Raw genomic sequence first — 25504 nt, 5'->3', positions numbered from 1 at the left:
TGTTTTCCATGATAGTTCTCCGAATGAAAGCCTGTCCTCAGCATAGTACCGGGAAGGAGGGAGTGACCATCTCATTAAATATCCTACGTTAAGCCTGTTTTTTGAGCTGGCATGGCGGGCAGCTATGAGCGAAGTATAGTCATTCGCCCTATCTCTTTTGTCGCACTTTCAACAAGGGGGTCGCTTGGAAAGCGGAACGAGGTCAGTCTCCGCCCGGACTGCTCAGCTCTTTAAACAGCAAAAGAGAGGCATCTTATGAGAAGGGATTGTTCAGTATGTCAGGGCAGACTGCTTTTTCATCCGCAGGTACTGAGGGTAAATGCTCAATTCCGGTACGATTCTTACTCTATAGCCAGACAGAATTCAGCATTGTGCTGAACCCGAATCTTTTTTTACTCTGACAGGCCTGTTCATCAGAACCCTGAAAAAACAATTTTCCCGTTCACATTTTTATTTTCCATGTCCTCATGAGCCCGGCGAAGTGCTTTAGCATTCAGCCTGCCATACTCTGCCAGCAACGGAGGTTTGAGCTTACCGGAATCCAGCATGCATGAGAGTTTGTTAAGAATATCATGCTGTTTAGACATGTCCGCAGTAGCATGCATGGGGCGGGTAAACATTGCCTCCCAGTGAACAGAAACGCTCTTAAATTTGATCAAACGCAGATCCAGTGGTTCAGGGTCGTCGATGAGTCCGATACGGCCTTGTGGGGCAATAATTTCGGCCATATTTTCCCAGGCAGATGGCGTGGTGTACGTTGAGAAAATCCGGGTAATGGGAGGGAGTCCAGCAAGGCTGGCAACCTGTGGCGCAAGCGCACATGAATGATCCAGGACATAATGCGCACCAAACCCGCGAACCGCTCTGACACTCTCCTGCCGGGAGGCAGTCCCGATGATGTTCACCCGACTCAGAGTGCGGGCAAGCTGTATAGCCATACAAGGGACTCCGCCCGCACCGCCAAGCATCAACAGGGTCTGATCAGCATCTCCGTTCACTGACAACTGCAGACGATCAAATAACATTTCCCAGGCTGTCAGACCGGTCAGAGGAACCGACGCTGCAGCTTCAAAACTTAGTGCTGCCGGCTTTATCCCCGTAATGCGTTCGTCAACCAGCTGAAACTCTGCGTTGGCTCCCTGGCGATCGAGCACACCGGCATAGAAAACGTGGTCACCTGGCCTGAACAGCGTCACCTCTGGTCCGGTTGCTTCAACAACACCGGAAGCGTCGTATCCCATAACTACCGGATTGCCTGCAGAGGGACTGATGTTTCGCCGGCTTTTCAGGTCCCGTGGGTTAACCGCGACCGCCCTGACTCTGATCAAAAGATCACGCCCCTTGGGCATGGATGGGTGGGGAAGCGACAAATCTTCAATAACGGATGTACTTTCCCGGGTTGCCAGAAACCAACGGCTTTCATTCTGTCTCCTTAAAAAGGTCAGTCACCAGATAAATAAATGTAAAAGTGTGCGGAACGCGATACCCGCCAGTGCCCCCGGCAGTGCAAATCGAAAAATACGCGGAAAGCGGGCGCTGGGTAATGCTGTCAACCTGTTGATGACTATTTTAATCTGTAGTCATTCAATCCTTGTAACATCAGGATGATCCTGGTGTCAGTGAAAATACGAAATCAACACGTTGGTATCATTACCCACCTGTGAACTGACGTCGGCATTTTGAATCTCACTTCGGCGTGCCCCCTCCGAATGGCGCAAAACATTTCGTGGTATGGCATGATAGCACCCGAAGAGAGTCAATTCAGGGTGGTAAATGTGAAACCAGTAACGCTATACGATGTCGCAGAGTATGCCGGTGTCTCTTATCAGACCGTTTCCCGCGTGGTGAACCAGGCCAGCCACGTCTCTGCGAAAACGCGGGAAAAGGTGGAAGCGGCGATGGCGCAGCTGAACTACATTCCCAACCGCGTGGCACAACAACTGGCGGGGAAACAGTCGTTGCTGATTGGCGTTGCTACCTCCAGTCTGGCCCTGCACGCGCCGTCGCAAATTGTCGCGGCGATTAAATCTCGCGCCGATCAACTGGGTGCCAGCGTGGTGGTGTCGATGGTAGAACGAAGCGGCGTCGAAGCCTGTAAAGCGGCGGTGCACAATCTTCTCGCGCAACGCGTCAGTGGGCTGATCATTAACTATCCGCTGGATGACCAGGATGCCATTGCTGTGGAAGCTGCCTGCGCTAATGTTCCGGCGTTATTTCTTGATGTCTCTGACCAGACTCCCATCAACAGTATTATTTTCTCCCATGAAGACGGTACGCGACTGGGCGTGGAGCATCTGGTCGCATTGGGTCACCAGCAAATCGCGCTGTTAGCGGGCCCATTAAGTTCTGTCTCGGCGCGTCTGCGTCTGGCGGGCTGGCATAAATATCTCACTCGCAATCAAATTCATCCGATAGCGGAACGGGAAGGCGACTGGAGTGCCATGTCCGGTTTTCAACAAACCATGCAAATGCTAAATGAGGGCATCGTTCCCACTGCGATGCTGGTTGCCAACGATCAGATGGCGCTGGGCGCAATGCGCGCCATTACCGAGTCCGGGTTGCGCGTTGGTGCGGATATCTCGGTAGTGGGATACGACGATACCGAAGACAGCTCGTGTTATATCCCGCCGTTAACCACCATCAAACAGGATTTTCGCCTGCTGGGGCAAACCAGCGTGGACCGCTTGCTGAAACTCTCTCAGGGCCAGGCGGTGAAGAGCAATCAGCTGTTGCCCGTCTCACTGGTGAAAAGAAAAACCACCCTGGCGCCCAATACGCAAACCACCTCTCCCCGCACGTTGGCAGATTCCTTAATGCAGCTGGCACGACAAGTTTCCCGACTTGAAAGCGGGCAGTGAGCGCAACGCAATTAATGTGAGTCAGCTCACTCATTAGGCACCCCAGGCTTTACACTCTATGTGTCCGGCTCGTATGTTATGCGAAAATGTGAGCGGATAACAATTCACGCAGGATACAACTATGACAATGATTACGGATTCACTGGCCGTCGTATTACAACGTCGTGACTGGGAAAACCCTGGCGTTACCCAACTTAATCGCCTTGCGGCACATCCCCCTTTCGCCAGCTGGCGTAATAGCGAAGAGGCTCGCACCGATCGCCCTTCCCAAGAGTCGCGCAGCCTGAATGGTGAATGGCGCTTTGCCTGGTTTCCGGCACCAGAAGCGGTACCAGAAAGCTGGCTGGAGCGCGATCTTCCTGACGCCGATACTGTCATCGTCCCCTCAAACTGGCAGATGCACGGTTACGATGCGCCTATCTACACCAACGTGACCTATCCCATTGCGGTCAATCCGCCGTATGTTCCCACGGAGAATCCGACGGGTTGTTACTCGCTCACATTTAATGTTGATGAAAGCTGGCTACAGGAAGGCCAGACGCGAATTATTTTTGATGGTGTTAACTCGGCGTTTCATTTGTGGTGCAACGGGCGCTGGGTCGGTTACGGACAGGACAGTCGTTTGCCGTCTGAATTTGACCTGAGCGCATTTTTACACGCCGGAGAAAACCGCCTCGCGGTGATGGTGCTGCGCTGGAGTGACGGCAGTTATCTGGAAGATCAGGATATGTGGCGGATGAGCGGCATTTTCCGTGACGTCTCGTTGCTGCATAAACCGAGCACGCAAATCAGCGATTTCCATGTAGCCACTCACTTTAATGATGATTTCAGCCGCGCTGTACTGGAGGCAGACGTTCAGATGTACGGCGAGCTGCGCGATGAGCTGCGGGTGACGGTTTCTTTGTGGCAGGGTGAAACGCAGGTCGCCAGCGGCACCGCGCCTTTCGGCGGTGAAATTATCGATGAGCGTGGTGGTTATGCCGATCACGTCACCCTACGTCTGAACGTCGAAAACCCGAAACTGTGGAGCGCCGAAATCCCGAATCTCTATCGTGCGGTGGTTGAACTGCACACCGCCGACGGCACGCTGATTGAAGCAGAAGCCTGCGATGTCGGTTTCCGCGAGGTGCGGATTGAAAATGGTCTGCTGCTGCTGAACGGCAAGCCGTTGCTGATTCGCGGCGTTAACCGTCACGAGCATCATCCTCTGCATGGTCAGGTCATGGATGAGCAGACGATGGTGCAGGATATCCTGCTGATGAAGCAGAACAACTTTAACGCCGTGCGCTGTTCGCATTATCCGAACCATCCGCTGTGGTACACGCTGTGCGACCACTACGGCCTGTATGTGGTGGATGAAGCCAACATTGAAACCCACGGCATGGTGCCAATGAATCGTCTGACCGATGATCCGCGCTGGCTACCCGCGATGAGCGAACGCGTAACGCGAATGGTGCAGCGCGATCGTAATCACCCGAGTGTGATCATCTGGTCGCTGGGGAATGAATCAGGCCACGGCGCTAATCACGACGCACTCTATCGCTGGATCAAATCTGTCGATCCTTCCCGCCCGGTACAGTATGAAGGCGGCGGAGCCGACACCTTCGCAACCGATATTATTTGCCCGATGTACGCGCGCGTGGATGAAGACCAGCCCTTCCCGGCTGTGCCGAAATGGTCCATCAAAAAATGGCTTTCGTTGCCTGGAGAGACGCGCCCGCTGATCCTTTGCGAATACGCCCACGCGATGGGTAACAGTCTTGGCGGCTTCGCTAAATACTGGCAGGCGTTTCGTCAGTACCCCCGTTTACAGGGCGGCTTCGTCTGGGACTGGGTGGATCAGTCGCTGATTAAATATGATGAAAATGGCAATCCGTGGTCGGCTTACGGCGGTGATTTTGGCGATACGCCGAATGATCGCCAGTTCTGCATGAACGGTCTGGTCTTTGCAGACCGCACGCCGCATCCGGCGCTGACGGAAGCAAAACACCAGCAGCAGTTTTTCCAGTTCAGTTTATCCGGGCGAACCATCGAAGTGACCAGCGAATACCTGTTCCGTCATAGCGATAACGAGCTCCTGCACTGGATGGTGGCGCTGGATGGCAAGCCGCTGGCAAGCGGTGAAGTGCCTCTGGATGTCGCTCCACAAGGTAAACAGTTGATTGAACTGCCTGAACTACCGCAGCCGGAGAGCGCCGGACAACTCTGGCTAACGGTTCACGTAGTGCAACCGAACGCGACCACATGGTCAGCAGCCGGACACATCAGCGCCTGGCAGCAGTGGCGTCTGGCGGAAAACCTCAGCGTGACACTCCCCTCCGCGCCCCACGCCATCCCGCAACTGACCACCAGCGAAACGGATTTTTGCATCGAGCTGGATAATAAGCGTTGGCAATTTAACCGCCAGTCAGGCTTTCTTTCACAGATGTGGATTGGCGATAAAAAACAACTGCTGACGCCGCTGCGCGATCAGTTCACCCGCGCACCGCTGGATAACGACATTGGCGTAAGTGAAGCGACCCGCATTGACCCTAACGCCTGGGTCGAACGCTGGAAGGCGGCGGGCCATTACCAGGCCGAAGCAGCGTTGTTGCAGTGCACGGCAGATACGCTTGCCGACGCGGTGCTGATTACCACGGTCCACGCGTGGCAGCATCAGGGGAAAACCTTATTTATCAGCCGGAAAACCTACCGGATTGATGGAAGTGGTCAAATGGCGATTACCGTTGATGTTGAAGTGGCGAGCAATACGCCACATCCGGCGCGGATTGGCCTGACCTGCCAGCTGGCGCAGGTAGCAGAGCGGGTAAACTGGCTCGGATTAGGGCCGCAAGAAAACTATCCCGACCGCCTTACTGCGGCCTGTTTTGACCGCTGGGATCTGCCATTGTCAGACATGTATACCCCGTACGTCTTCCCGAGCGAAAACGGTCTGCGCTGCGGGACGCGCGAATTGAATTATGGCCCACACCAGTGGCGCGGCGACTTCCAGTTCAACATCAGCCGCTACAGTCAACAGCAACTGATGGAAACCAGCCATCGCCATCTGCTGCACGCGGAAGAAGGCACATGGCTGAATATCGACGGTTTCCATATGGGGATTGGTGGCGACGACTCCTGGAGCCCGTCAGTGTCGGCGGAATTCCACCTTAGCGCCGGTAGCTACCATTACCAGTTGCTCTGGTGTCAAAAATAATAATAACCGGGCAGGCCATGTCTGCCCGTATTTCGCGTAAGGAAATCCATTATGTACTATTTAAAAAACACAAACTTTTGGATGTTCGGTTTATTCTTTTTCTTTTACTTTTTTATCATGGGAGCCTACTTCCCGTTTTTCCCGATTTGGCTACATGACATCAACCATATCAGCAAAAGTGATACGGGTATTATTTTTGCCGCTATTTCTCTGTTCTCGCTATTATTCCAACCGCTGTTTGGTCTGCTTTCTGACAAACTCGGGCTGCGCAAATACCTGCTGTGGATTATTACCGGCATGTTAGTGATGTTTGCGCCGTTCTTTATTTTTATCTTCGGGCCACTGTTACAATACAACATTTTAGTAGGATCGATTGTTGGTGGTATTTATCTAGGCTTTTGTTTTAACGCCGGTGCGCCAGCAGTAGAGGCATTTATCGAGAAAGTCAGCCGTCGCAGTAATTTCGAATATGGTCGCGCGCGGATGTTTGGCTGTGTTGGCTGGGCGCTGTGTGCCTCGATTGTCGGCATCATGTTCACCATCAATAATCAGTTTGTTTTCTGGCTGGGTTCTGGCTGTGCATTCATCCTCGCCGTTTTACTCTTTTTCGCCAAAACGGATGCGCCCTCTTCTGCCACGGTTGCCAATGCGGTAGGTGCCAACCATTCGGCATTTAGCCTTAAGCTGGCGCTGGAACTGTTCAGACAGCCAAAACTGTGGTTTTTGTCACTGTATGTTATTGGCGTTTCCTGCACCTACGATGTTTTTGACCAACAGTTTGCTAATTTCTTTACTTCGTTCTTTGCTACCGGTGAACAGGGTACGCGGGTATTTGGCTACGTAACGACAATGGGCGAATTACTTAACGCCTCGATTATGTTTTTTGCGCCACTGATCATTAATCGCATCGGTGGGAAAAACGCCCTGCTGCTGGCTGGCACTATTATGTCAGTACGTATTATTGGCTCATCGTTCGCTACCTCAGCACTGGAAGTGGTTATTCTGAAAACGCTGCATATGTTTGAAGTACCGTTCCTGCTGGTGGGCTGCTTTAAATATATTACCAGCCAGTTTGAAGTGCGTTTTTCAGCGACGATTTATCTGGTCTGTTTCTGCTTCTTTAAGCAACTGGCGATGATTTTTATGTCTATTCTGGCGGGCAATATGTATGAAAGCATCGGTTTCCAGGGCGCTTACCTGGTGCTGGGTCTGGTGGCGCTGGGCTTCACCTTAATTTCCGTGTTCACGCTTAGCGGCCCCGGCCCACTTTCTCTGCTGCGTCGCCAGGTGAATGAAGTCGCTTAAGAAATTAATGTCGGATACGGCGCGAGCGCCTTATCCGACCAACTTATCAGGACGGAATGTTAAAAATGAACATGTCGATGACAGAAAAAATAAAAGCAGGCAAGCTATTTACCGATATGTGCGAAGGCTTACCTGAAAAAAGACTTCGTGGGAAAACATTAATGTATGAGTTCAATCACTCGCATCCATCAGAAGTTGAAAAAAGGGTAATGACTCCAACTTATTGATAGTGTTTTATGTTCAGATAATGCCCGATGACTTTGTCATGCAGCTCCACCGATTTTGTGAGCGACAGCGGTAGCTGAACAGGAGGGACAGCTGATAGAAACAGAAGCCACTGGAGCACCTCAAAAACACCATCATACACTAAATCAGTAAGTTGGCAGCATCACCTGGCAGCTGAAAGTATGAATAATAACGCCCTGACAGGATATTTTATTGCACCCTGTCAAAAGTCATACATTCTTTCCCGGTTTTTGCTTTCTCATACCGGATAACTCTATTTAAGGCTTAAGGATAACCTTCGTCCATCCTTCATCCCGCTCATCGAAGTGCTTATATCCGGCAGGAGCCTCTTCAAGCGAAAGACGATGAGAAATTATTTTGCCCGGACTGGCTTTATCGTGATGGATGAGGCGAGACAGCTGACGGTTATAGGCCTTAACGTTCGCCTGGCCGGTACGGATTGCCTGTCCTTTAAACCAGAAACTCCCAAAATCAAATGGCATCTTACCCTCTCTGGCAAGCTCCGATTCAGCCCCCGGATCCTGAGGAATAAAGACGCCAACCACACCAATTCCCCCGGTTGCTTTCGTCGACGCAACAAGACTGTTCATGGTGACAGAGTTATCTTCATGGCCATGTTTGTTACAGCACTGATAGCCAACACATTCGCAGCCACAATCCGTACCGCGTCCATCCGTCAGGTCGAGAATTTTTTGTACAGCTTCATCGCCAGTAGCATTGATGCCCGTCGCCCCCATTTTTTCAGCCAGAGCCAACCGGTCTGTGTGCGTATCAACCACAAACACCTGTGAAGCACCTTTAATGATCGCCGAATGAGCTGCCATCAAACCGACCGGCCCCGCGCCATAAATGGCCACGCTTTCACCAGGCTTCAATCCGGCAAGTTCTGTTGCATGCCAGCCGGTAGGAAAAATGTCAGAGAGCATCACATAATCATCTTCTTTTTCTGCCGCATCAGGGGGAAGAACAAGGCAGTTAAAGTCGGCAAATGGCACCCGAAGCAGTTCCGCCTGCCCCCCCTCCCAGGGACCCATTTCAGCAAAACCATAAGCTGCGCCTGCCGAACCCGGATTGGTAGTGAGACAAAAGCCGGTCAGACCTTTTTCACAGTTTTCGCAAAAACCACATCCCACGTTAAACGGCAGACAAACATAGTCGCCCACCTTAATACGTTCAACGCCTGAGCCAATTTCGACCACTTCACCCAGGTTTTCGTGACCCAGAATCCGTCCCTGTTCAAAGCTGGTCCGGCCCTCATACATGTGCAAGTCCGACCCACAAATGTTGGTGGTGGTGATGCGGACGAGTACATCCGTGGGGCGGACAATTTTCGCATCCGGTACGTCTTTTACTTTTACATCATAAGGACCGTTGTAAATTACTGCTTTCATGATCTTCTCCTTCTTGCGTGCGGAAAGGAAATGCTGCCCGGCGGATTGGGGTATCAATCGAGTTTAGCTGCCATAACAGATCTCGCGATCGGCGAAAGGACGATTAGGATGTTTCTTAACTAAGTGCATTGAAGTCTGTAAGACAGGTACTTACCGATGAAGGCTGCCTGGAAAACGTAAAAACATCACACGTTAATCCGGTTTTTTTAAGCAGGCAGGGGATTACGGACAGCTTTGAGCGAGAATCGGATAAAGTAAATCTATCTCATTTCTGCATTGTGCCAGAAGTAGACATAGGTGAATTAGGTAACCCTAGAGATGCACTTTGAATCAATGATATGAAATGCTGAAAAGGTTATTAACTAATTCAAAATTTGAATAATCAGTTATCTCTTCCATGCTTAATACGTAACCTTAGCTAAGGAGAAATTATGTTAGACGAATACAAAAAATGCATCGAAGCCTGTTATCTATGTGCAACGGCATGTGATAACTGTGCGGCTTCGTGTCTCGACGAAGAGAATCTGGAGATGATGCGCGAGTGCATAAAACTGGATATGCAGTGTGCAAATATCTGCCGTCTTGCAGCTCAATTCATGACACTAAATAGCGGGTCTGCCCAGGATCTTTGCCGTCTTTGCGCTGATGTTTGTCAGAAGTGCGGTGACGAGTGTGGAAAGCATGAACATGACCATTGTCAGGATTGCTCAAGCGCTTGTCATCACTGCGCCGAACAATGCAGAAAGATGGCCGCCTGAGAAAAACTCAAATTACCAAACCCGCTTCGGCGGGGTTTTATATTCCCGGTAATAAGTCGTAGAAGGATGAGATAGATGAGTTTAAGAGTACGGGCGGGAAATAGATCTACTCGAAAGTACTAGCCTCAATGACAAATTCTGGCACAGATTATTTGATTGGCTCAATGTCCGTTTTCGCTGACAGCGGACTGCACCCCGCCGGGGTGACCGCTTCGTGCCAGAATTGGACGTTTCCAAAATCTGCATGCACTAATCGGTGGAGAGCAGATCTCACTGCATAGCCATGCAGACGCGCAGAAATCATCAGGGGCGTTTTTCAGGGGTTGGGGCAGGAAAGGTGCCGGAAACAGGCGGGAGGCCGCAGAAACGTGCTGAGGGCGCCTGCGGCGGCGCGCCCAAGGGTTGTTATGTTTAATATGGCAGAACTTTCCTGTCGCTATCATTTTGACGTCCGCTATTCGCTCATAGATATGCCTGTCGCGTTTGCGGCTTTACTTGTTATACCCAACCTGCCTGATTTTTATCGCCAGCATCCCGGAATTGAAATTATCCTGAGCAGCTCAGACCGCCGACGGAATATGCTGCATGATGGCCTGGACTGCATACTGAGGGTAGGGGAGCTGGACGATGGCGACTATATCGCAAAGAAGGTGGGAACCGTTAAAATGACGACCTGCGCCAGTCCTGCGTATCTTGATCAACACGGCACCCCGGAAACAATGGACGAGTTGCAGCAGCATCAGGCCGTCAACTGGATTTACAGCAGCAACAGACAAGTTATGCCCTGGACATTCGGGACGTCAGAGGGCTCCACCGAAATTGAACTTCCAGGCAGGCTTGTCGTGGATAACTCAGAAGCCTACATTGCAGCAGGCCTGGCGGGGCTGGGAATACTACAGGGCATGAATATTTTTTTGCAGCCTTATCTCGATCGCGGGCTGTTGGTAGAGGTTCTGCCAGATAATCCGTCCCCGAATCGCAAACTGTAACTTCTGTATCCGCACCGCCATCTCTCCCGAAAAGTACGGGCGTTTACCGACTGGCTGGAAAGTTTATTGTAAACGCCTGGGGGCCTGCAGCCTGCTGGTACGTGCGCTGCCTTTTATCGGCCCGCCAGCTTCTGTATGGCTTCACGGACAGGAGCATCGCCAGACGTCAGCTCAATGATGACGCGGCTGACGGCAGGTTGCTCAATGAGTTCAGCCAGCGTAGCCGCCACGTCATCACGGGGCACGTTACCATACGGGATGGCCAGGCCGGCACGTACATAACCCGTACCAGTCTTATCCTGCAGCGCGCCGGGGCGCAGGATCACCCAGTCAAGCTCGCTTTGTGCTAGTTCCACATCGGCCATTTTTTTAACACGCATATAATTTTCGAATGATTCAGAAGTGGTTTCTCCCCGTGCGGACTCCGGGAATGCAGAAACGAGCAGAAAGCGAGACACACCGGCACTGAGGGCGGCAGCTACCGACTTTTTCAGCCCTTCGCCGTCGACCGCATTGGTCATCTCCTGCCCCCCCTTACCGCCGGCACCGGCAGTAAACACCACTGTATCACTACCTGCAAAGTGCATCGCCAGCGCAGCTGCATCCAGCTCTGTCAGGCTCCCACTGACGGGCTCAGCACCCAGCTCGCCTAGCAATGCCTGCTGCTCTGGCTTACGGTAGAGGGCACGAACAGCATGCCCCCTTCCTGAAAGGATCCTGCACAGACGCTGGCCGATTTTGCCTGCACCACCGATAATGAAAACATGAACCACAGTTGTCTCCTTCTGGGGTTATGATGTGTCCGAAATTATAACCTGACATCAGGTCAGTTCCTTTGAGCCTGACCGATTGCACTGCATGCTGCTGCCAGCACCAGACAGCTGGTCAGATACTCAGTTGTTCTTATAGCTGAGAACAACAGCCGTACCGATTTAGCTCTCCCGTCACGATGAGAACTCCTGAACCGGTTACACGCAATGCCGGCCAATATCTTCCGTTATATTCGAAAGATCCACGCAAGTTACTGAAGTGCGAGGGACGCAATGTGTACCTTGAACGAACTGAAGTCAGCGGAACCCTGAAGGTTCGATTCCATAGCGTTCAGAAAACTGCCTGCTGAAGCTCGATACTGAATTGTAACCCACCCGCCCCGCGACCGTTTTTACCGGCAGCGTCGATGTCATCAGCAGGCGGAGAGCCTCCGCGATACGTGCATCGGCGATAACTGAGCGTAAGCTGGTTGACTCACTGGCCAGGTGGCGCCGAAGCGTGGGGCCACTGAGTCCCGTCAGATCTTCAATTTCAGCAGCACTCCAGGGATGAGCCGGTTTGTCCGCTACCATCTGACGGATTTTCATGGCCAGACTTGGCTGCCGGGCTCGCAGCAAAGCATGGTATCCCATGCCATAAAGCCAGAGCACCACTTCAACCATGGCGTGCAGGGAAAGCGGACGCTTCCCTTCCCGCATTGCGGCTGTCCAGCGGTTAAGGGGTGAAAGAAGAGCTGATACGGAAATGGCTGCGATGCTGCCGGTGTCCTGTGGTGGTGGTGCGGCAAGTAACAGCCTGGCTGCTTCAAGCTGTTCCTCCGCGAGCACCACGCTCAGGGCGACAAACTCACCACTTTGTTCTGAAGGGGCATATTCTATATCGATGCTACGGGCATTCGGGACGACCATAATCTCGCCCGGGATCACCCGGTGCCATTTCTCATTTTCACGATACCGGAATTCTCCTTCCAGCGGGAAGGAAAGGGTCGCACCTTCCACCTCGAACTTCTTTACCTGATGCGTCTGTTCTGCGCGAAGGCAATCGCAGGGAAGTGGAAAACGGGAGCGTGCCAGGGTAAGAAGCTCAGCGAGGAGATCATCAACGGGAGAATCGGAAAAGCTGACTGTTTGCATATTCATCCGGAATTTGACTTTGACCGCTATTATACGTCGCCATATACAAAAGCATACAGCGACGCGTGCGGTTGTCTATTCCCGGATGACAAAAATCAGGCCGATTATAGTTACTGCCATACCCACAAGCATAGGCAATGTAATGGCCTCTCCAAACAGCAACCACGCTTCAGCTGCCGTGAGAATGGGAACCAGGTAAAAGTAAGTAGCGACTTTGGTTGCTTCACCGCTTCGTATCATAAAAATCAGCAACATAATCGCCAGAACCGATACGCCAATAACCAGCCAGCCCAGACCCAGCGCAAATGATAAGCTCCACTGCGTCGGAGCAGATTCGAACATCAGGCTAATTGCACCCATCGATATTGTCAAAGTGACGTACTGTAAAAACGTGTTCGCAAAGATATGTCCATCTCCCTGAGCACGGCGCTGATAAAGCGCTCCGATCGTTACGCCAAATAACCCCAGCATGACCGACCCAAAAGCCACAGGATCCAGTGCAAAACTATGCTGCCCTGGCGATAGCACCAAGAAAACGCCCGCAAAGCCAATCGCAATACCCAGCCATTTCCGGGGATGCAGGGACTGACGGTGCATGAGTGAAACCAGTATTGCAGTCAGTACCGGCTGCAGGCCGGTGATGAGCGCCGCAATGCCTGACGGCATGCCACGATGGATGGCATAAAAGCATCCGCCCAGAAAGAAGCTCTGCAGGAAAAGTCCGACAATCAGGTTGCGAACCATTCCTCTGCCGGACGGAAAACGGGCCCTGAACCCCAGTGTAAGCAGCAGAAGGACCAGACAGGAAAATGCGCCACGCAGGAATAAAAGATGAAACGGCGCGCTGTACTGCACGGTAAATTTGGCTGCGACAAACCCTGACTCCAGAGGAATACAAAAAGCCAGGGCGCAAGAGTAATGAGCCATTTTTTTTGTGAGGCAGTGATATTCATAGTATTGCAGGTGGGTTCTTGTCGGGCGATATGAAAGGGGATCTCTTCCCGGTCACTATTGTGTGCACCGGGAAGGAAGGTGATCAGACTGCGGGTGACCACAGGTCGTAATTCAGTGCGAAGCTGTTACCTTCACGGATAACCTTACCGGTAGTAGGCAGGTTGAAGTGCATACCACTGACAGCCAGGTTATCGCTCGCTGCGCGGTCAAGCACTTTGCTACGGATGGCCGCCGCCGCCGCAGGATCGCTGTCGAACGCGATAGTAACGTCAGGCTGAGCAACCTGAATGTGTGGGAAGTGAACAATATCACCCCAGATGAGCAGCGACTCTTTTTCATCACCCAGCAGATAACCGGTATGTCCTGGCGTATGGCCGAACAGCGGTACAGTCTGAATACCTGGTAAAATCGCTTCCTCGCGGAATGGCACCAGTTTGTCGTCATAAGCGCTGAAGGCGTTCCTTGCTACTTCAAAGAACGGCTTGAATGCGTCAGGCGCGCCAGCGGAAATGGTTTCATCACGCCAGAAAGCGAGTTCTTTCTCATGCACAAACAACTGCTGAACATTGCGGAAAACGGGAGTCTGCAGGGGGCCTGCAAGCCCGCCGATATGGTCAGGATGCGCGTGAGTCAGGAGAAGGGTATCAATCTGAAGCGGGTCAATGCCTGCCGCGGCCAGGGCTACCTGAAGCCGACCGCCCCAGCCATTAATACCTCCGGCACCACTGTCAATCAGGATGGTTCGCTCAGGCGTCTGGATAACGTAGACGTTGATATTAATACGGGGTACTGCTGGCACACCGCGCTTCTGCAGTAAATCCTCGGCACGTGAGCCGTCAATACCAGACAGCAGCTCAAAAGATACGTCCAGATAGCCATCACTCAGCATGGTCACAGTCATGTCACCTACTTTTTTGCGATTGATAGCCGGGGCCTGCCAGTTCAGTTGTGAAGTCATATTGGTCTCCGTTACGATTAGAGGTCATCAGGTTTTACTTTAGCAATAGTAACGAAATTTCTGGTTCGAACTGCTCATCCTGCTACGTAAACCGCTCATTCTTAAAATCCGGAGCACAGCAGGTTATATTGCTTTTGCCTTTCTCATGTAAGGTGTCGGTATTATCTTTACCGGAGCCTGTAATGGACATTATTGGAATTATCATGTCGGCGGGAAAAGCCTCTGACCAGTCCTCAAGCACCCGACAATAGTGTCCCGCCTCAATCCCCGCCAGGGCAGAAGACTCCGGCAGGTAGGCCAGGCCGTAGCCATCTTTTACTGCATGAAGCATTGGATAAATGCTTGAAAAAGTAAGCTGCCCGTCCACTTTTTTCACAATATTCTCCCCCTGCCTGACAAATTCCCAGCCATACAGCGGGCCTGTGGGTGACAGACGTATATTGATGCAGTCATGTTTTTCCAGCTGAGAGGGATGTAGCGGCAGACCTCTTTCTGCAAGATAGGTGGACGATCCAATGACGACAAACCGTATGTCCGGTGCGATTCGGACGGCCACCATATCCTTTAATATGTCATCACCAATTCGGACTCCGGCATCAAAATTGCCCTCAACAATGTCGACAAAACCGTTCTGCTGCGACATTTCCACCTTGATATCCGAATATTTTTTTTAGTAACGGTGACAATCGTGGCCAGAGACATTCATGAATCATGTGATCTGATACCGTAAGTCTGACCAGCCCAGCCGGTGTATGGCGCAGTCTCTGAAGAGCTGTCACGCCCGCTTCAATGCGCGCAAGACCGGGTTCAAGCGTCAGTAATAATTGTTTACCGGCTTCGGTGACAGCCACCCGCCTGGTTGTACGCATAAGTAACGGCATGCCAACGCGCTCCTCGAGACGACGTATCGTGTGTGAAAGCGTGGATGCCGAAATCCCGAGGCGGACAGCAGCCCGTGAAAAACTGCACTCCTGTGCTACTGCCATGAATGCAACATAGTCATTAAAATCGTGACGCATACCGTTCCCGTTCAGGATCTCCGATAACATTATCAGAACCATTTAGGTTCATGATGCCGATTCTGTGAGCCATCAGGCAACCCCCCGTTCCGCTCATCCGATCATAATTTTTATAAATCTAGATATTGGTAAATCTCAATATGTGGAATAAAGTGTCGTGGTTCTGCGGCTACATCGGCCGAACGACGACATGCCAGGTCGTAAATGCTGAGACATGGCGTTTCAGTGATATTGAAAATTCGCTATATCAGGATATGTAATGAAGACGAAAAACCTGTTCTCTCCCACCAGACTAGGTCCCTACACCCTGAAGAATCGTGTTGTACTTCCGCCTTTAACCCGCTCACGGAGCTCACAACCGGGTGATATTCCGAACGAACTGATGGCTGAATATTACGCACAGCGCAGCAGTGCCGGGTTTATGGTGACCGAAGGAACACAAATCGAACCTCGTGGGCAGGGTTATGCGTGGACCCCGGGGATCTACAGCTCACGGCAAGTGGAAGGCTGGAAGAAAGTGACGCGGGCAGTGCATGAAAAAGAAGGCATCATTTTTGCCCAGCTCTGGCATGTCGGAAGAGTATCCCATAACTCCCTGCAGCCAGGTAACGCCTCGCCTGTCGCTCCGTCGGCGATACCGGCAGGGGAAAACGTTAAGGTATTCATCGAAACCGGGCCGGGAGAGGGGGCGCTGGCTACCGCTTCCTGCCCCCGCGCACTGGAAAAAGAGGAAATTAGTGAGATTGTCAGGATGTACGCCGGGGCAGCTCAGAACGCCCTTGATGCCGGTTTTGACGGTGTGGAAATTCACTGTGCAAATGGATACCTGGTTAACCAGTTCATGTCATCCCATAGCAACAAAAGAGAGGATGAATATGGTGGCTCATTACATAACCGGCTGCGGTTTCTGCGCGAAGTGACGCAGGCTGTCGCTGATGTGGTCGGTAAAGACCGTGTGGGAGTCCGTTTTGCTCCGCTCTTTCAGACCACGGATGAAGTAAGGGTCTATCTTGGCCTGGTGGAAGATGATCCCCATGAAACCTATACCGAAGCCGTTAAAATTCTTGAAGAAATCGGAATAGCCTATATTTCTCTTGCTGAAGCCGACTGGGATGATGCTCCCGAATTGCCTGAAGCATTCAGAGCTGAAGTCCGTAAATTATTCAGCGGTGTAATTATGTATGCCGGGCGATATACGCAAGAAAAAGCCGAACGGATTATCGGTGCTGGCTGGGGAGACATTATCGGATTTGGCCGCCCGTTCATAGCTAATCCGGATTTACCGCAGCGCCTTTATCATGAATGGCCACTGAATCCGGTCGATCCAACAACCATGTATGGTGGAACGGCAAAAGGCTACACAGATTATCCCGCCTTTGGCTAACCATTCTTATGAGCATCAGCTTTTCAAAAGCTGATGCTTAACGTAGAGAAGTATCGTAACATTGCAATTCCTCAATGCGACAAGTGACAGAGTTTATGCCTGATATTGATTTGAATGACGTGATTAAGGCGCTGGGAAACCCTGTTAGAAGAAAAATTCTGTATATGCTCAAGGAACCGAAAATACACTTCCATCAGCCTTATGCTGATGCGGACGAGTTCGGTGTGTGTGTCAGTATCATTCAGGAAAAGGTCGGGCTCTCACAGTCTACCGTTTCTCTTTACCTCTCAGCTCTTCAACGGGCACAACTTGTTACTTCTCAGCGCATCGGTCCCTGGACGTACTACAAACGTGACAATGATAAAATAAGGGTTGTTCTTGAGTTGCTGAAAAATACAATCTGATACAGGACTGAGCACATTCAGTGTAACAGTACCGGGGGTTCGTACTTGCGATCCCGGCAGGCATTCCATGAAAGCGCACTAATTCCTCAATATCAGGCTGCAGACCGGTCATAAGAGGCTAATAGTTTTGCAAAATATCCACCAGTTTGGGTCAAATCACTCTGTCGGTTGGTGTGCATACTCGGTGAAAGGACCTGCAGATATTTAAGATGGCGGATAGCTTGTTACAGTGCCGCTGATGACATTCCGACCCTGTTGCCGTCCGGGTAAGATAATACCTCTGACAGCGGTCATAAAAGCCCAACATAATTGTCTTTCGAGCCATATATTAATCGCTCATCGCGCTCTCTTTTTCGAAGAGGTGTCACTTAATCATGATCGGTCAGTACAAAAAGACAGTGCTTTTCCAAATCCCGGACGGTTGTATGCGAAAACGGTGAAGCTCAACAAATGGTGTCATCGCTGTGCAATGCTCTGCGGGCTCATTGTTTCAGTTAACTGTTTGGTTACAGCTTCAATGAAGTATTTCAGTTAATTCACAGCGAGGGTTTGAGGAAACCACGCTGTGATTACCCAACGCTCATCCGGAGCATCCGGATTGAACTGTCGCTGGAGCTTGTTGGGCGACACGATACTGGCCTCGCCTTTACATGCCCTCGGGCTCCGGTATCCGACCTGAGCCTTTATCCCGACACGTTTCATCAGTCGCCAGACTCTGTTCACTCCGCACTGTTGCCCGCTGTCCCGCAGATCCAGATGGATTTTGCGATAACCATAGACGCATCCCGATTCCAGCCAGAACTGTTTAATCTGTCCTGTCAGTCTCAGGTCTGCCTGATGGCGTTGTGAATGCGGCTGCTGAAGCCAGGCGTAAAAACCACTGGGATGTTCATCCAGCACCCGACAGAGCAGGCGAACAGGCCAGCAACAGGTGTTGTCACGAATAAAGGCGTACCTCAGTCGGACAGCTTTGCGAAGTACGCCGCGGCTTTTTTTAATATGTCCCGTTCGTCGGTAACCCGCTTCAGCTCTTTCTGAAGACGGCGGATCTCGGCCTGAGCATCTGACTGTTCTTTATTAGTGGAAGAATCCGGACCGTAGTTCTTTATCCAGGCGTAAAGGCTGTGGGTGGTGATATCGAGACGCGTTGCAACGCTGGCAACAGAATAACCGCGATCAACAACCTGTTTGACTGCTTCAATTTTAAACTCTTCGGGATAACGCTTACCGCTCATGGGCACCTCTCTTTAAGCCATCTTAAATGACTCTGAGGTGTCTGTTAAACCCGTGGCGATTCACCTCGCGTCCTTCCGTTCAGTATAGCCTCAGTCCCTGACACCACCCGAGAACGGAATGACGTCCCCTTTCTCCCTCCCGGTGTTGCGTTCAAGCTCCCTGACATACTGCTGTAAAAGTATAAGGTTATGTAACAGCTCTACATTTTCAGCCATCATCTTTTTGATTTCTTCCCTCAGCTCATTTCTCTGACGGCGATACTTTTCTTTCAGCTTGATCTGCTGCTCAATGCCCTGCTCATCAACCGGCGCGGTGCCCTGGCACGTTTTTTTCAGACTGCGGATAGCCTCCCTGACCTGCCTGTACTCAGGACAGTTATAATTCAGGGTGCCGTTTGCCAGCCCCGCTCGTTTTTCCACAGCATACTGGCTGATACGCTCCCCTGATAACATCAGTTCCCTCAGGGCCTGCTCTGCTCTTGCCTGTGTTTTTTTAACCCCCGACTGTTCGTTCGTCATGCTCTATTCATCCTTTTCAAAAAAGCGGACAGCATCTGCATAAAAATCTCTCTCAAGCATCAGAAAATCCCTGTCAGCCTGAGGAGCATTATTTCGCACGGCAATCTCCAGAAGGTTGTCATAATGAGCCATCCTGCGTTTCCACACGGGAACAGAATCAGCTCCGGCCAGCATGTTCTCACATCCCGGATTGCAGGACGCTGACTGAACAACCGCCTTAAACTCGCAGTCATGGCCATTCATGCAATAAAAACCGTTTCCAAGAGATACCAGTTTTTGCCCGCCTCGTTTAGCCATGCTCATCGCTTTTTTCAGTGTAGGAAACGTCATCTGATGTAAGTGCCCACCTCTCTGGGACATCAGTAACTTCCCGCCTTCGCCATAAAGCAGGCCTTCATGCTGATAAGAAACAGCCCTGGAAGCTGAGAGTTCGGTATCAACCCTTTCAATCTCGGCAGCGAATGCCTGAGGGATCGCCCGGCTAAAATGCGAAGCGTTGAGTGCACCGGACATATACCACTCCGTCATGCCTCTGATTAAGTGCTTAAACTGCCGGATAAGATCATTAGTAGAAATCAGATCAAGACGCCTGAGGTGTACAGCAAGTGAACGGCGAAACTGATGGGTTCGCAATGGCCAGAAAGCCCCCTCCCGAATCTCCATCGCAACGCGTTCATCATCACGTATGTTTGGATTTAAAAGCCTGAACTCATCAATATGGTCACGTCGGATGAACAGATGGTGTCTTTTCACAAATTTCTTTGCCCACTCAGTCTGGCGCTGCGTCCCCATAAAAGAGAGTTTTTGCTCCGAGAACCACGACCTGATATTTAAAGACAATGGAACATTGTCCAGCGTCTTCCCGTCCAGGCCTGTCATGATTTGATTAATTCTGCGTAAATGCTGAAAAGGCTTTTCCACATAGCGACAAACAACCCAGTCTTCGTGACTTCCACCTTCCGGGGCGAACTTATGCAACACCGAACGAAGTCCCAGGATATCACCATCATAAATCAGTGAACCGTGCATCACGCCAAGCACTTCGCTGTGTCTCATCCCCGACATGGCCTGTATCACATTCATGACTTTTAACGTCAGCTCAAAATGCCAGGTGTTCAGCTTTATGTGATCAACGCCAATAAAATCAGATCTCCAGCGCTTATTTTTATGTACCGAGAACCAGCCCTGCATCCCGGGGCCAAGTGTCGCGAAAAGCGCCCGAATTTCCCCGGCAACAATATTGTAGTAATACGCGGCCCGGTAATCCGGTATGCTTTTTGCTGTCCCTCTTTTACGGGCTTCCAGCATCGACGTATAGTAAGGCGAATCATAAAAACCGTTTATGATAGCGCACAGCCGGGAAAACCCGTCAAAATCGAAATCACTGATTTCAGCATCCAGTTCAGTAATCAGCCCTTCCCAGACAGACATCATAAGACTGAAAGGCATACAATATGTCTGGTTTGAATCATCCACACTGTTGTAACTGTCGAAGCTAATATCAGGAAAGTAACCGTATTTTCGAAGACGGGTATGACCTGTCAGCGAGATATCCGCCAGGTCCATAAAGTAATTACGTAATGTTCTTTCAGAACGCTTCCTGCCGTGCTCATCCTCCTCCTTCATCTTTACAATGAAAGCATTCCGGACAAGCGGAAAACGAAGCTGAAACAGACTGCGATACCCCATAGACTCAATAATACGGGCTCCCGCCACAATGTTTGCACATTTCCGGATCAGTGACTGCGTCTTCGCGGTCCTGCCGACAATCCAGAGCAGGCTGGCTGAGATGATTTTGGCTTCAAGACGCAGTTCAGGATCCCGTATGCCTGAAAAATTAACGGTTCTTAACGTTTCACCAATATGGGTTCTGACATAGCGATTGGTCCAGACATCATCCCTGAAATAAATATTCAGCGTCTCCTCATTGATAAAACGCATATCATGTTCATCTGAGCTGGCGATAACCAGGCAGTTATTCAGACGTTCAAAGCTTTTGTTTTCTAGTGCCTCACAGATGATATCCTCAGTCGGAAACTCATCCCCTGAACGAAGCGGCGTTCCGGCAGGAAACTCCGCCATTCGACTACGGCTTACCTCTTTTTTCTTCAAATCTGCCATACCGGAGCCACACCTTCTCGCTGAAGTTTAACGCGCGCTTTTTTCAGGGTCGCCTCATCTACCAGCCCAAGCCGTAAATCAATCTTCAGGAGTAACGTTTCATAACGCTCCACAGCATTGACCGAACCGATGTACAACGGTTTTCCATACTCGATAGCATGCCTGAATGACAGCAGGAGCCATACAGACTCCAGCGTTTCCACAACGCAACTTTTTGAACATTCGACACAATGAGAAAAATCCGCACAAGCCTTTGGTGTCCGGCCAAATCGTTTTTGCTTTTTTATAAAGCGCAATTCAATATCTGTAGGCGGCTCCTGCGATCGACATCCCAGGCCATTCAATAAAAGATCCACACCCTCATCGCTTCCACGCAGATCGATCCCCAGCTCATCAGCAACTTTTACCCGCTCGGATAACGCACGTGTCGCAATCCCCTGATTCATAAGCGTATCAAGTGCAGCACTGAAGTTTTCCTTCGCCCCCTGTGGGTTACCTGCAGCATAATTCCGCCTGTAAGTGCCCCAGTTATGCTGTGCTTTTTCCGCCGTAATCAGACCATTCTTTAATGTTCTGTCCGTATACTGCTCAGACGTTTTGCGCAAGCCAGAAACGGTAATTGATGGAAGCGAGGGATTAAGCTGCCGCATCGTGGCCCACGCCCCCTCAGAGTTAGAAAATTTAGTCAGATGACTGGGATTAAGAGAATAAAGCTTACGGAATTTCACCTGCGGCTCACTCAGAAACAGCGCCTGTACCGGAGGGAAGTTATCTGCGGAAACCAGATAGTTAACGATGTCGTCCCTGAGCCTGATAAAAGACAGAAACCAGTAATAGCCCGCACGTTTGGTCACATACTCCGATTTACCTATCGTCAGACGTATATACTTATTCGCTCTCCCCTTATAAACATAATCAGTGCTGATACCCTTTTCATCCAGATGTATATCATCCCGCGTCAGACCCAGAACCTGAGAGGTGTTTCCCCATGTGTGGTAACAGAACAGAAAAAAAGAAGTAAGAAAGTAATTTTCCAGAACGTCCCTGATGATGATCTCTGCCCTGCTGACCCCGTTCTCTCCCGGATACCGGAAATACGCTTCATAAACAGGTGCCAGCAAAGACGGTGAGAAATGCCGCACCCCTTTTTCCGATTTAGCGATATGCTCCCGGATACATCCCGCAAGGAACTCATTCATGGATGACAACTGCCTCAGGATCTCGGAAAGTTCATTCCTGGTATAGCTATCCCTTCCCTGCTGCTGATACGTTCCTTTCGGTAAGAATTCATATTCATACCGCCTCTGAATCTGCCCGCCCGTAAGCAAAAACCGGTTGACCACGGACAAGTAGTGTCTTGCCATCCTGACTGAAATTTTTCGCCGACGAATATCGTTCATGAGATGTTTAATATACATTTCAACGCCTTCAGCCGTGCCATAGTCATACTGATTGACTGACTGCCATATAAAAAACATATTGAGATAACGGAAAATGGTTAACCTTCCGGCGGGACGGTAAGACAGAAGAAATCGTTTCAGAGAGGCAATAAAATCGCGTTTTTCAGGGCGGGCAAGATGCGAATGTTCACTAAACCATCCGGGGAGCAACACATAATCTGAAAAATGAGCCTGAAGATAAACGTCAAGTAAATAATATCGGTTCAGATCCCGCTGAGTGATGTGTCCGCTGACCGTCTCCCATGACAGCACATTTTCGGCCATCCACGTTATCTGCGTTTCACTCCGGCTCATATATGGCTCCATCGCGACCTGCAGCACCGTCAATCAATGCGTCCATGACCCCGGCGACTGCATCAGAAATCTGGTTTTGCTGAAGAAAGACGATGTATTTCATCGTCGTATTTTCGCTTTTATGGCCCATCCAGTATTTTACTGTACCCAGCGCATTTGCGGCCTGATCGGGATAGCAACTCAGTGCCGAGCGTAAAAAATGGGTCGCAAACGTTGCCCGCAAATCATGGGGTTTATGTCTGAACACATTTCCCGGAGCAGACCGGGCCAGGCGATGGCGAAAACTGTACCAGCGGGAGTAAAAGGCTTTTTCAGACATCCGTTTCCCGTTTGCCATTAAAAATAAAGGCTCGTGCCGCCCTTCCCCACCCTGTCGTGCACGCCATTTTTGGATCTTCTTTTCATACTCCTCATCCGCCAGATAATCCAGAACCTGCTCGTACAATCGTCTGGTGATGAAGAGTTCTCGCGTCATCCCAAACTTCGTATGAACTCCGCATCTCGGACCAATATGAAGCCCCCTGATGGTCAACTCAGATACAGGGACACTGGCAAGGTACTCTTCAGTAAAGAGTGACGACGGCAGGGTCAGCATTTCATCCAGCCGTAGCCCACAATTTTTCATCAGCACAATCATTAAACTGAACAACCCGGACTCAGATTTCAGTGCCTCATCCAGGATATGAACCTCTGCATCATTCAGTGGGTTGATTGTCCTTTTTGTTGTGCTGGTTATCCTGATGGCAAGATCCGAACTTATCACCTTGCGTCGCCCGTCAACGACTTTTTCGACCAACGTAAAAAATGAGCTGGCAGCCAGCTCACCACACTTGCCCAGAAATACGTAAAACCGTCGGATAACGCTGATGTACACCGCCGCGGTGGATGAGGCGATGCGCCCCTGCCTTACGGCCCCCAGAAGATACTCCCTGAAGCCATATGTAGGGCTTTGGTATTTCAACGTTCCCGGGGTGAAAGGGTCAAGTCCGTTATCCTCCAGCCACCTTATCCAGCGTAAAAATGCCCGGGCTAAAGGCTTTAAATCCCTGGCCTGCAGGATAGCTTTATCCATAAGATAAAAGTGTACATATCGGCTCAGTTTTCGATTCTGGATGCCGCTAATATAAGGTATTTCAGCATACAGAAATCCGGGTTCAAATTTCAGTTTCGGCTCTGTTGCATCCAGTTTGCTGACACGCCCATAACGCGCATGAATGTTAGTGATTATCCTCACAGTCTGTCGCCCTGAAACGCCACCTCATGCCTACACTATAAATCCGGAAGAAGAAAAAACAAACAACCAGGTTGCCGGGAGTGAATATGCAAATCAGGAGGAAAGTAAAAGATGTAACGACACCATCACGATGCAATACATTGACCTCAACACGTTACCCGGACCATACGTGATAAACATCACAAATCCTTTGAGTGAAGAACTTAAGATGTGATTTTCATTTCCCGGCACAAACCGTGCCCTTAAAAAACAGGCAACGGATACATCTTAATGCCAGAAGTAAACCTTAATTGATTGAATACAGCCTGAGTCCATTGCAAAAATAACACACAGGGTAAATTCGCATATACAGAACCCAACGAAAAGCAAAAGAAACCTGTAACACATTTCGTTTACCTGTCACTTTCAATTGTAAAAGCCAGCAGAAAAAGCGCATATAACTATATTTATCCCTGCGGGGACTTTTGTTTGTGCTATATATTTTTTACAGAGAACCGCAACGCGTCCAAACACAAGAATATATTTACCTCTGGAAAATGGTCTGACTCCCTTTCACGTGGTTGTAGTGACCTGTTCTGTGATTCATGTAATGTCTTTTCTGGATGAGGAAAATATGTCATCACTGATATTTTATACAGACGAAGCACAAGCACTGATTGTAACAGATACCCTTGCCGTCACCGATAATGGGGAGCCGTTATCTTTTGTTTCCAAAGCAGGTTACATCCCCCAGCTAAGAACCATCATAGCAGGAACGGGGGCAGGTGGATTTTCTAACACCTGGTTGCTTGAAGCATCAACCAGAATGGTCGTATCAGGTATACAAAATCTCAATTATCATACATCGGCCTGTCTAAGGAGGCTGTGGAAACAATACAAGCATGACCATGCAATTCCCTCTTCTTCAACGGTGACAACCAGTGTTTATCAGTTCGCAATTTGCGAGGAAACAGGAAATATCGTTTCGTTCGCCTATCGCTCAGTCCATGATTTCGAATCAGAGCAATTACAATACGGAACAGGAGTAAAACCTGAGTGCCAAATCTTGGATGGGGATTTGTTGCAGACAATTCCTGTAATGATGAATGAACAAAGGGCTATACAGGCGACATACCCACACCCGGAACGGATCCATATTGGCGGTGAGATGATTGCGCATTATCTGACATCATCTATGTATCAATGCTTTAAGATTGGGGAATTTGAGGATTTCAGAACTCAGGGAGAGTATATATTGAGCAGGATTTAGGCAAAACGCGGTTCAGATAAAGTGCT

Annotated in this window: 18 protein-coding genes and 5 pseudogenes; 9 read left to right on the top strand and 14 right to left on the bottom strand. The window is 50.3% G+C overall.

Annotated elements, in window-relative coordinates; genetic code table 11:
• Positions 1-413: 413 nt before the first annotated feature.
• Positions 414-1423 (bottom strand): annotated as a pseudogene (locus H2Z33_RS12355) (zinc-binding alcohol dehydrogenase family protein).
• 352 nt (positions 1424-1775) lie between these two features.
• Between H2Z33_RS12355 and lacI the strand changes: the two are divergent.
• From lacI to H2Z33_RS12335, 4 genes and pseudogenes are all read left to right on the top strand, one after another.
• Complete coding sequence (gene lacI, locus H2Z33_RS12350) at positions 1776-2858, top strand: DNA-binding transcriptional repressor LacI (protein ID WP_007851507.1); 1083 nt, start codon at positions 1776-1778, stop codon at positions 2856-2858.
• A 121-nt stretch (positions 2859-2979) separates the two neighbouring features.
• Positions 2980-6054 (top strand): beta-galactosidase, encoded by a 3075-nt coding sequence (gene lacZ, locus H2Z33_RS12345; protein ID WP_007894989.1) that lies wholly within the window; start codon positions 2980-2982, stop codon positions 6052-6054.
• A gap of 51 nt (positions 6055-6105) precedes the next feature.
• Positions 6106-7359: a lactose permease gene (gene lacY, locus H2Z33_RS12340; protein WP_003846917.1), complete on the top strand. Its 1254-nt coding sequence runs from the start codon at positions 6106-6108 to the stop codon at positions 7357-7359.
• 65 nt (positions 7360-7424) lie between these two features.
• A pseudogene (locus tag H2Z33_RS12335) lies at positions 7425-7565 on the top strand (maltose acetyltransferase domain-containing protein); the annotation flags it as partial.
• Positions 7566-7579: 14 nt separating this feature from the next.
• On the opposite strand, the pseudogene H2Z33_RS12330 reads toward H2Z33_RS12335, so the two are convergent.
• Positions 7580-7654 (bottom strand): annotated as a pseudogene (locus tag H2Z33_RS12330) (IS1 family transposase); the annotation flags it as partial.
• Between the two features lie 208 nt (positions 7655-7862).
• A complete protein-coding gene (locus H2Z33_RS12325; protein WP_017384068.1) occupies positions 7863-8996 on the bottom strand; it encodes a glutathione-independent formaldehyde dehydrogenase in 1134 nt (377 codons plus the stop codon).
• A 431-nt stretch (positions 8997-9427) separates the two neighbouring features.
• Here H2Z33_RS12325 and H2Z33_RS12320 point away from each other — a divergent pair, with 431 nt between their 5' ends.
• Positions 9428-9754 carry a four-helix bundle copper-binding protein gene (locus H2Z33_RS12320; protein ID WP_022649401.1) on the top strand — a complete coding sequence of 109 codons (327 nt, stop codon included), beginning with the start codon at positions 9428-9430 and terminating at the stop codon, positions 9752-9754.
• A 464-nt stretch (positions 9755-10218) separates the two neighbouring features.
• Positions 10219-10815: pseudogene (locus H2Z33_RS12315) on the top strand (LysR substrate-binding domain-containing protein); the annotation flags it as partial.
• Between the two features lie 41 nt (positions 10816-10856).
• Here H2Z33_RS12315 and H2Z33_RS12310 read toward each other — a convergent pair.
• The 6 genes from H2Z33_RS12310 to H2Z33_RS23600 all read right to left on the bottom strand — a co-directional run bounded on the left by H2Z33_RS12310 (position 10857) and on the right by H2Z33_RS23600 (position 15578).
• Complete coding sequence (locus tag H2Z33_RS12310; protein WP_007897903.1) at positions 10857-11516, bottom strand: SDR family oxidoreductase; 660 nt, start codon at positions 11514-11516, stop codon at positions 10857-10859.
• 294 nt (positions 11517-11810) lie between these two features.
• Entirely contained in the window at positions 11811-12647 is an 837-nt protein-coding gene (locus tag H2Z33_RS12305; RefSeq protein WP_017384067.1) for a helix-turn-helix transcriptional regulator, read from the bottom strand.
• 75 nt (positions 12648-12722) lie between these two features.
• Positions 12723-13574 carry a DMT family transporter gene (locus H2Z33_RS12300; RefSeq protein ID WP_007897905.1) on the bottom strand — a complete coding sequence of 284 codons (852 nt, stop codon included), beginning with the start codon at positions 13572-13574 and terminating at the stop codon, positions 12723-12725.
• Between the two features lie 109 nt (positions 13575-13683).
• Entirely contained in the window at positions 13684-14559 is an 876-nt protein-coding gene (locus H2Z33_RS12295) for an MBL fold metallo-hydrolase (protein WP_017384065.1), read from the bottom strand.
• 82 nt (positions 14560-14641) lie between these two features.
• Positions 14642-15214, bottom strand: coding sequence for a LysR substrate-binding domain-containing protein (locus tag H2Z33_RS12290; RefSeq protein WP_255212330.1), 573 nt, complete (start codon positions 15212-15214; stop codon positions 14642-14644).
• Entirely contained in the window at positions 15168-15578 is a 411-nt protein-coding gene (locus H2Z33_RS23600; RefSeq protein ID WP_157698488.1) for a LysR family transcriptional regulator, read from the bottom strand. Before H2Z33_RS23600 ends, H2Z33_RS12290 begins: the two co-directional genes overlap by 47 nt.
• A gap of 259 nt (positions 15579-15837) precedes the next feature.
• Between H2Z33_RS23600 and H2Z33_RS12280 the strand changes: the two genes are divergently transcribed.
• Both H2Z33_RS12280 and H2Z33_RS12275 read left to right on the top strand, forming a co-directional pair.
• The gene (locus H2Z33_RS12280; protein ID WP_017384063.1) at positions 15838-16962 is read left to right on the top strand and encodes an alkene reductase; all 1125 of its coding nucleotides are present in this window, start codon (positions 15838-15840) and stop codon (positions 16960-16962) included.
• A gap of 95 nt (positions 16963-17057) precedes the next feature.
• Complete coding sequence (locus H2Z33_RS12275; RefSeq protein ID WP_032622084.1) at positions 17058-17366, top strand: ArsR/SmtB family transcription factor; 309 nt, start codon at positions 17058-17060, stop codon at positions 17364-17366.
• Positions 17367-17912: 546 nt separating this feature from the next.
• On the opposite strand, the pseudogene H2Z33_RS12270 reads toward H2Z33_RS12275, so the two are convergent.
• The 5 genes and pseudogenes from H2Z33_RS12270 to H2Z33_RS12250 all read right to left on the bottom strand — a co-directional run.
• Positions 17913-18601: pseudogene (locus H2Z33_RS12270) on the bottom strand (IS3 family transposase); the annotation flags it as partial.
• A gap of 90 nt (positions 18602-18691) precedes the next feature.
• On the bottom strand, positions 18692-19120 hold the full coding sequence (locus H2Z33_RS12265) for a hypothetical protein (protein WP_017384060.1): 429 nt from the start codon (positions 19118-19120) through the stop codon (positions 18692-18694).
• Between the two features lie 3 nt (positions 19121-19123).
• Positions 19124-21241: a hypothetical protein gene (locus H2Z33_RS12260; RefSeq protein WP_017384059.1), complete on the bottom strand. Its 2118-nt coding sequence runs from the start codon at positions 21239-21241 to the stop codon at positions 19124-19126.
• Positions 21229-22995: a hypothetical protein gene (locus H2Z33_RS12255; protein ID WP_007897920.1), complete on the bottom strand. Its 1767-nt coding sequence runs from the start codon at positions 22993-22995 to the stop codon at positions 21229-21231. The genes H2Z33_RS12260 and H2Z33_RS12255 overlap by 13 nt, the downstream gene beginning before the upstream one ends.
• Positions 22982-24229, bottom strand: coding sequence for a tyrosine-type recombinase/integrase (locus H2Z33_RS12250; RefSeq protein ID WP_007897923.1), 1248 nt, complete (start codon positions 24227-24229; stop codon positions 22982-22984). Before H2Z33_RS12250 ends, H2Z33_RS12255 begins: the two co-directional genes overlap by 14 nt.
• Before the next feature lie 613 nt (positions 24230-24842).
• Between H2Z33_RS12250 and H2Z33_RS12245 the strand changes: the two genes are divergently transcribed.
• Positions 24843-25478 (top strand): hypothetical protein, encoded by a 636-nt coding sequence (locus tag H2Z33_RS12245; protein WP_012477419.1) that lies wholly within the window; start codon positions 24843-24845, stop codon positions 25476-25478.
• Positions 25479-25504: the final 26 nt, after the last annotated feature.

Source organism: Enterobacter sp. YSU (genome assembly GCF_016082135.1).
Taxonomy (GTDB): domain Bacteria; phylum Pseudomonadota; class Gammaproteobacteria; order Enterobacterales; family Enterobacteriaceae; genus Enterobacter; species Enterobacter hormaechei_C.
This window is presented reverse-complemented; position numbering and strand designations above follow the sequence as displayed.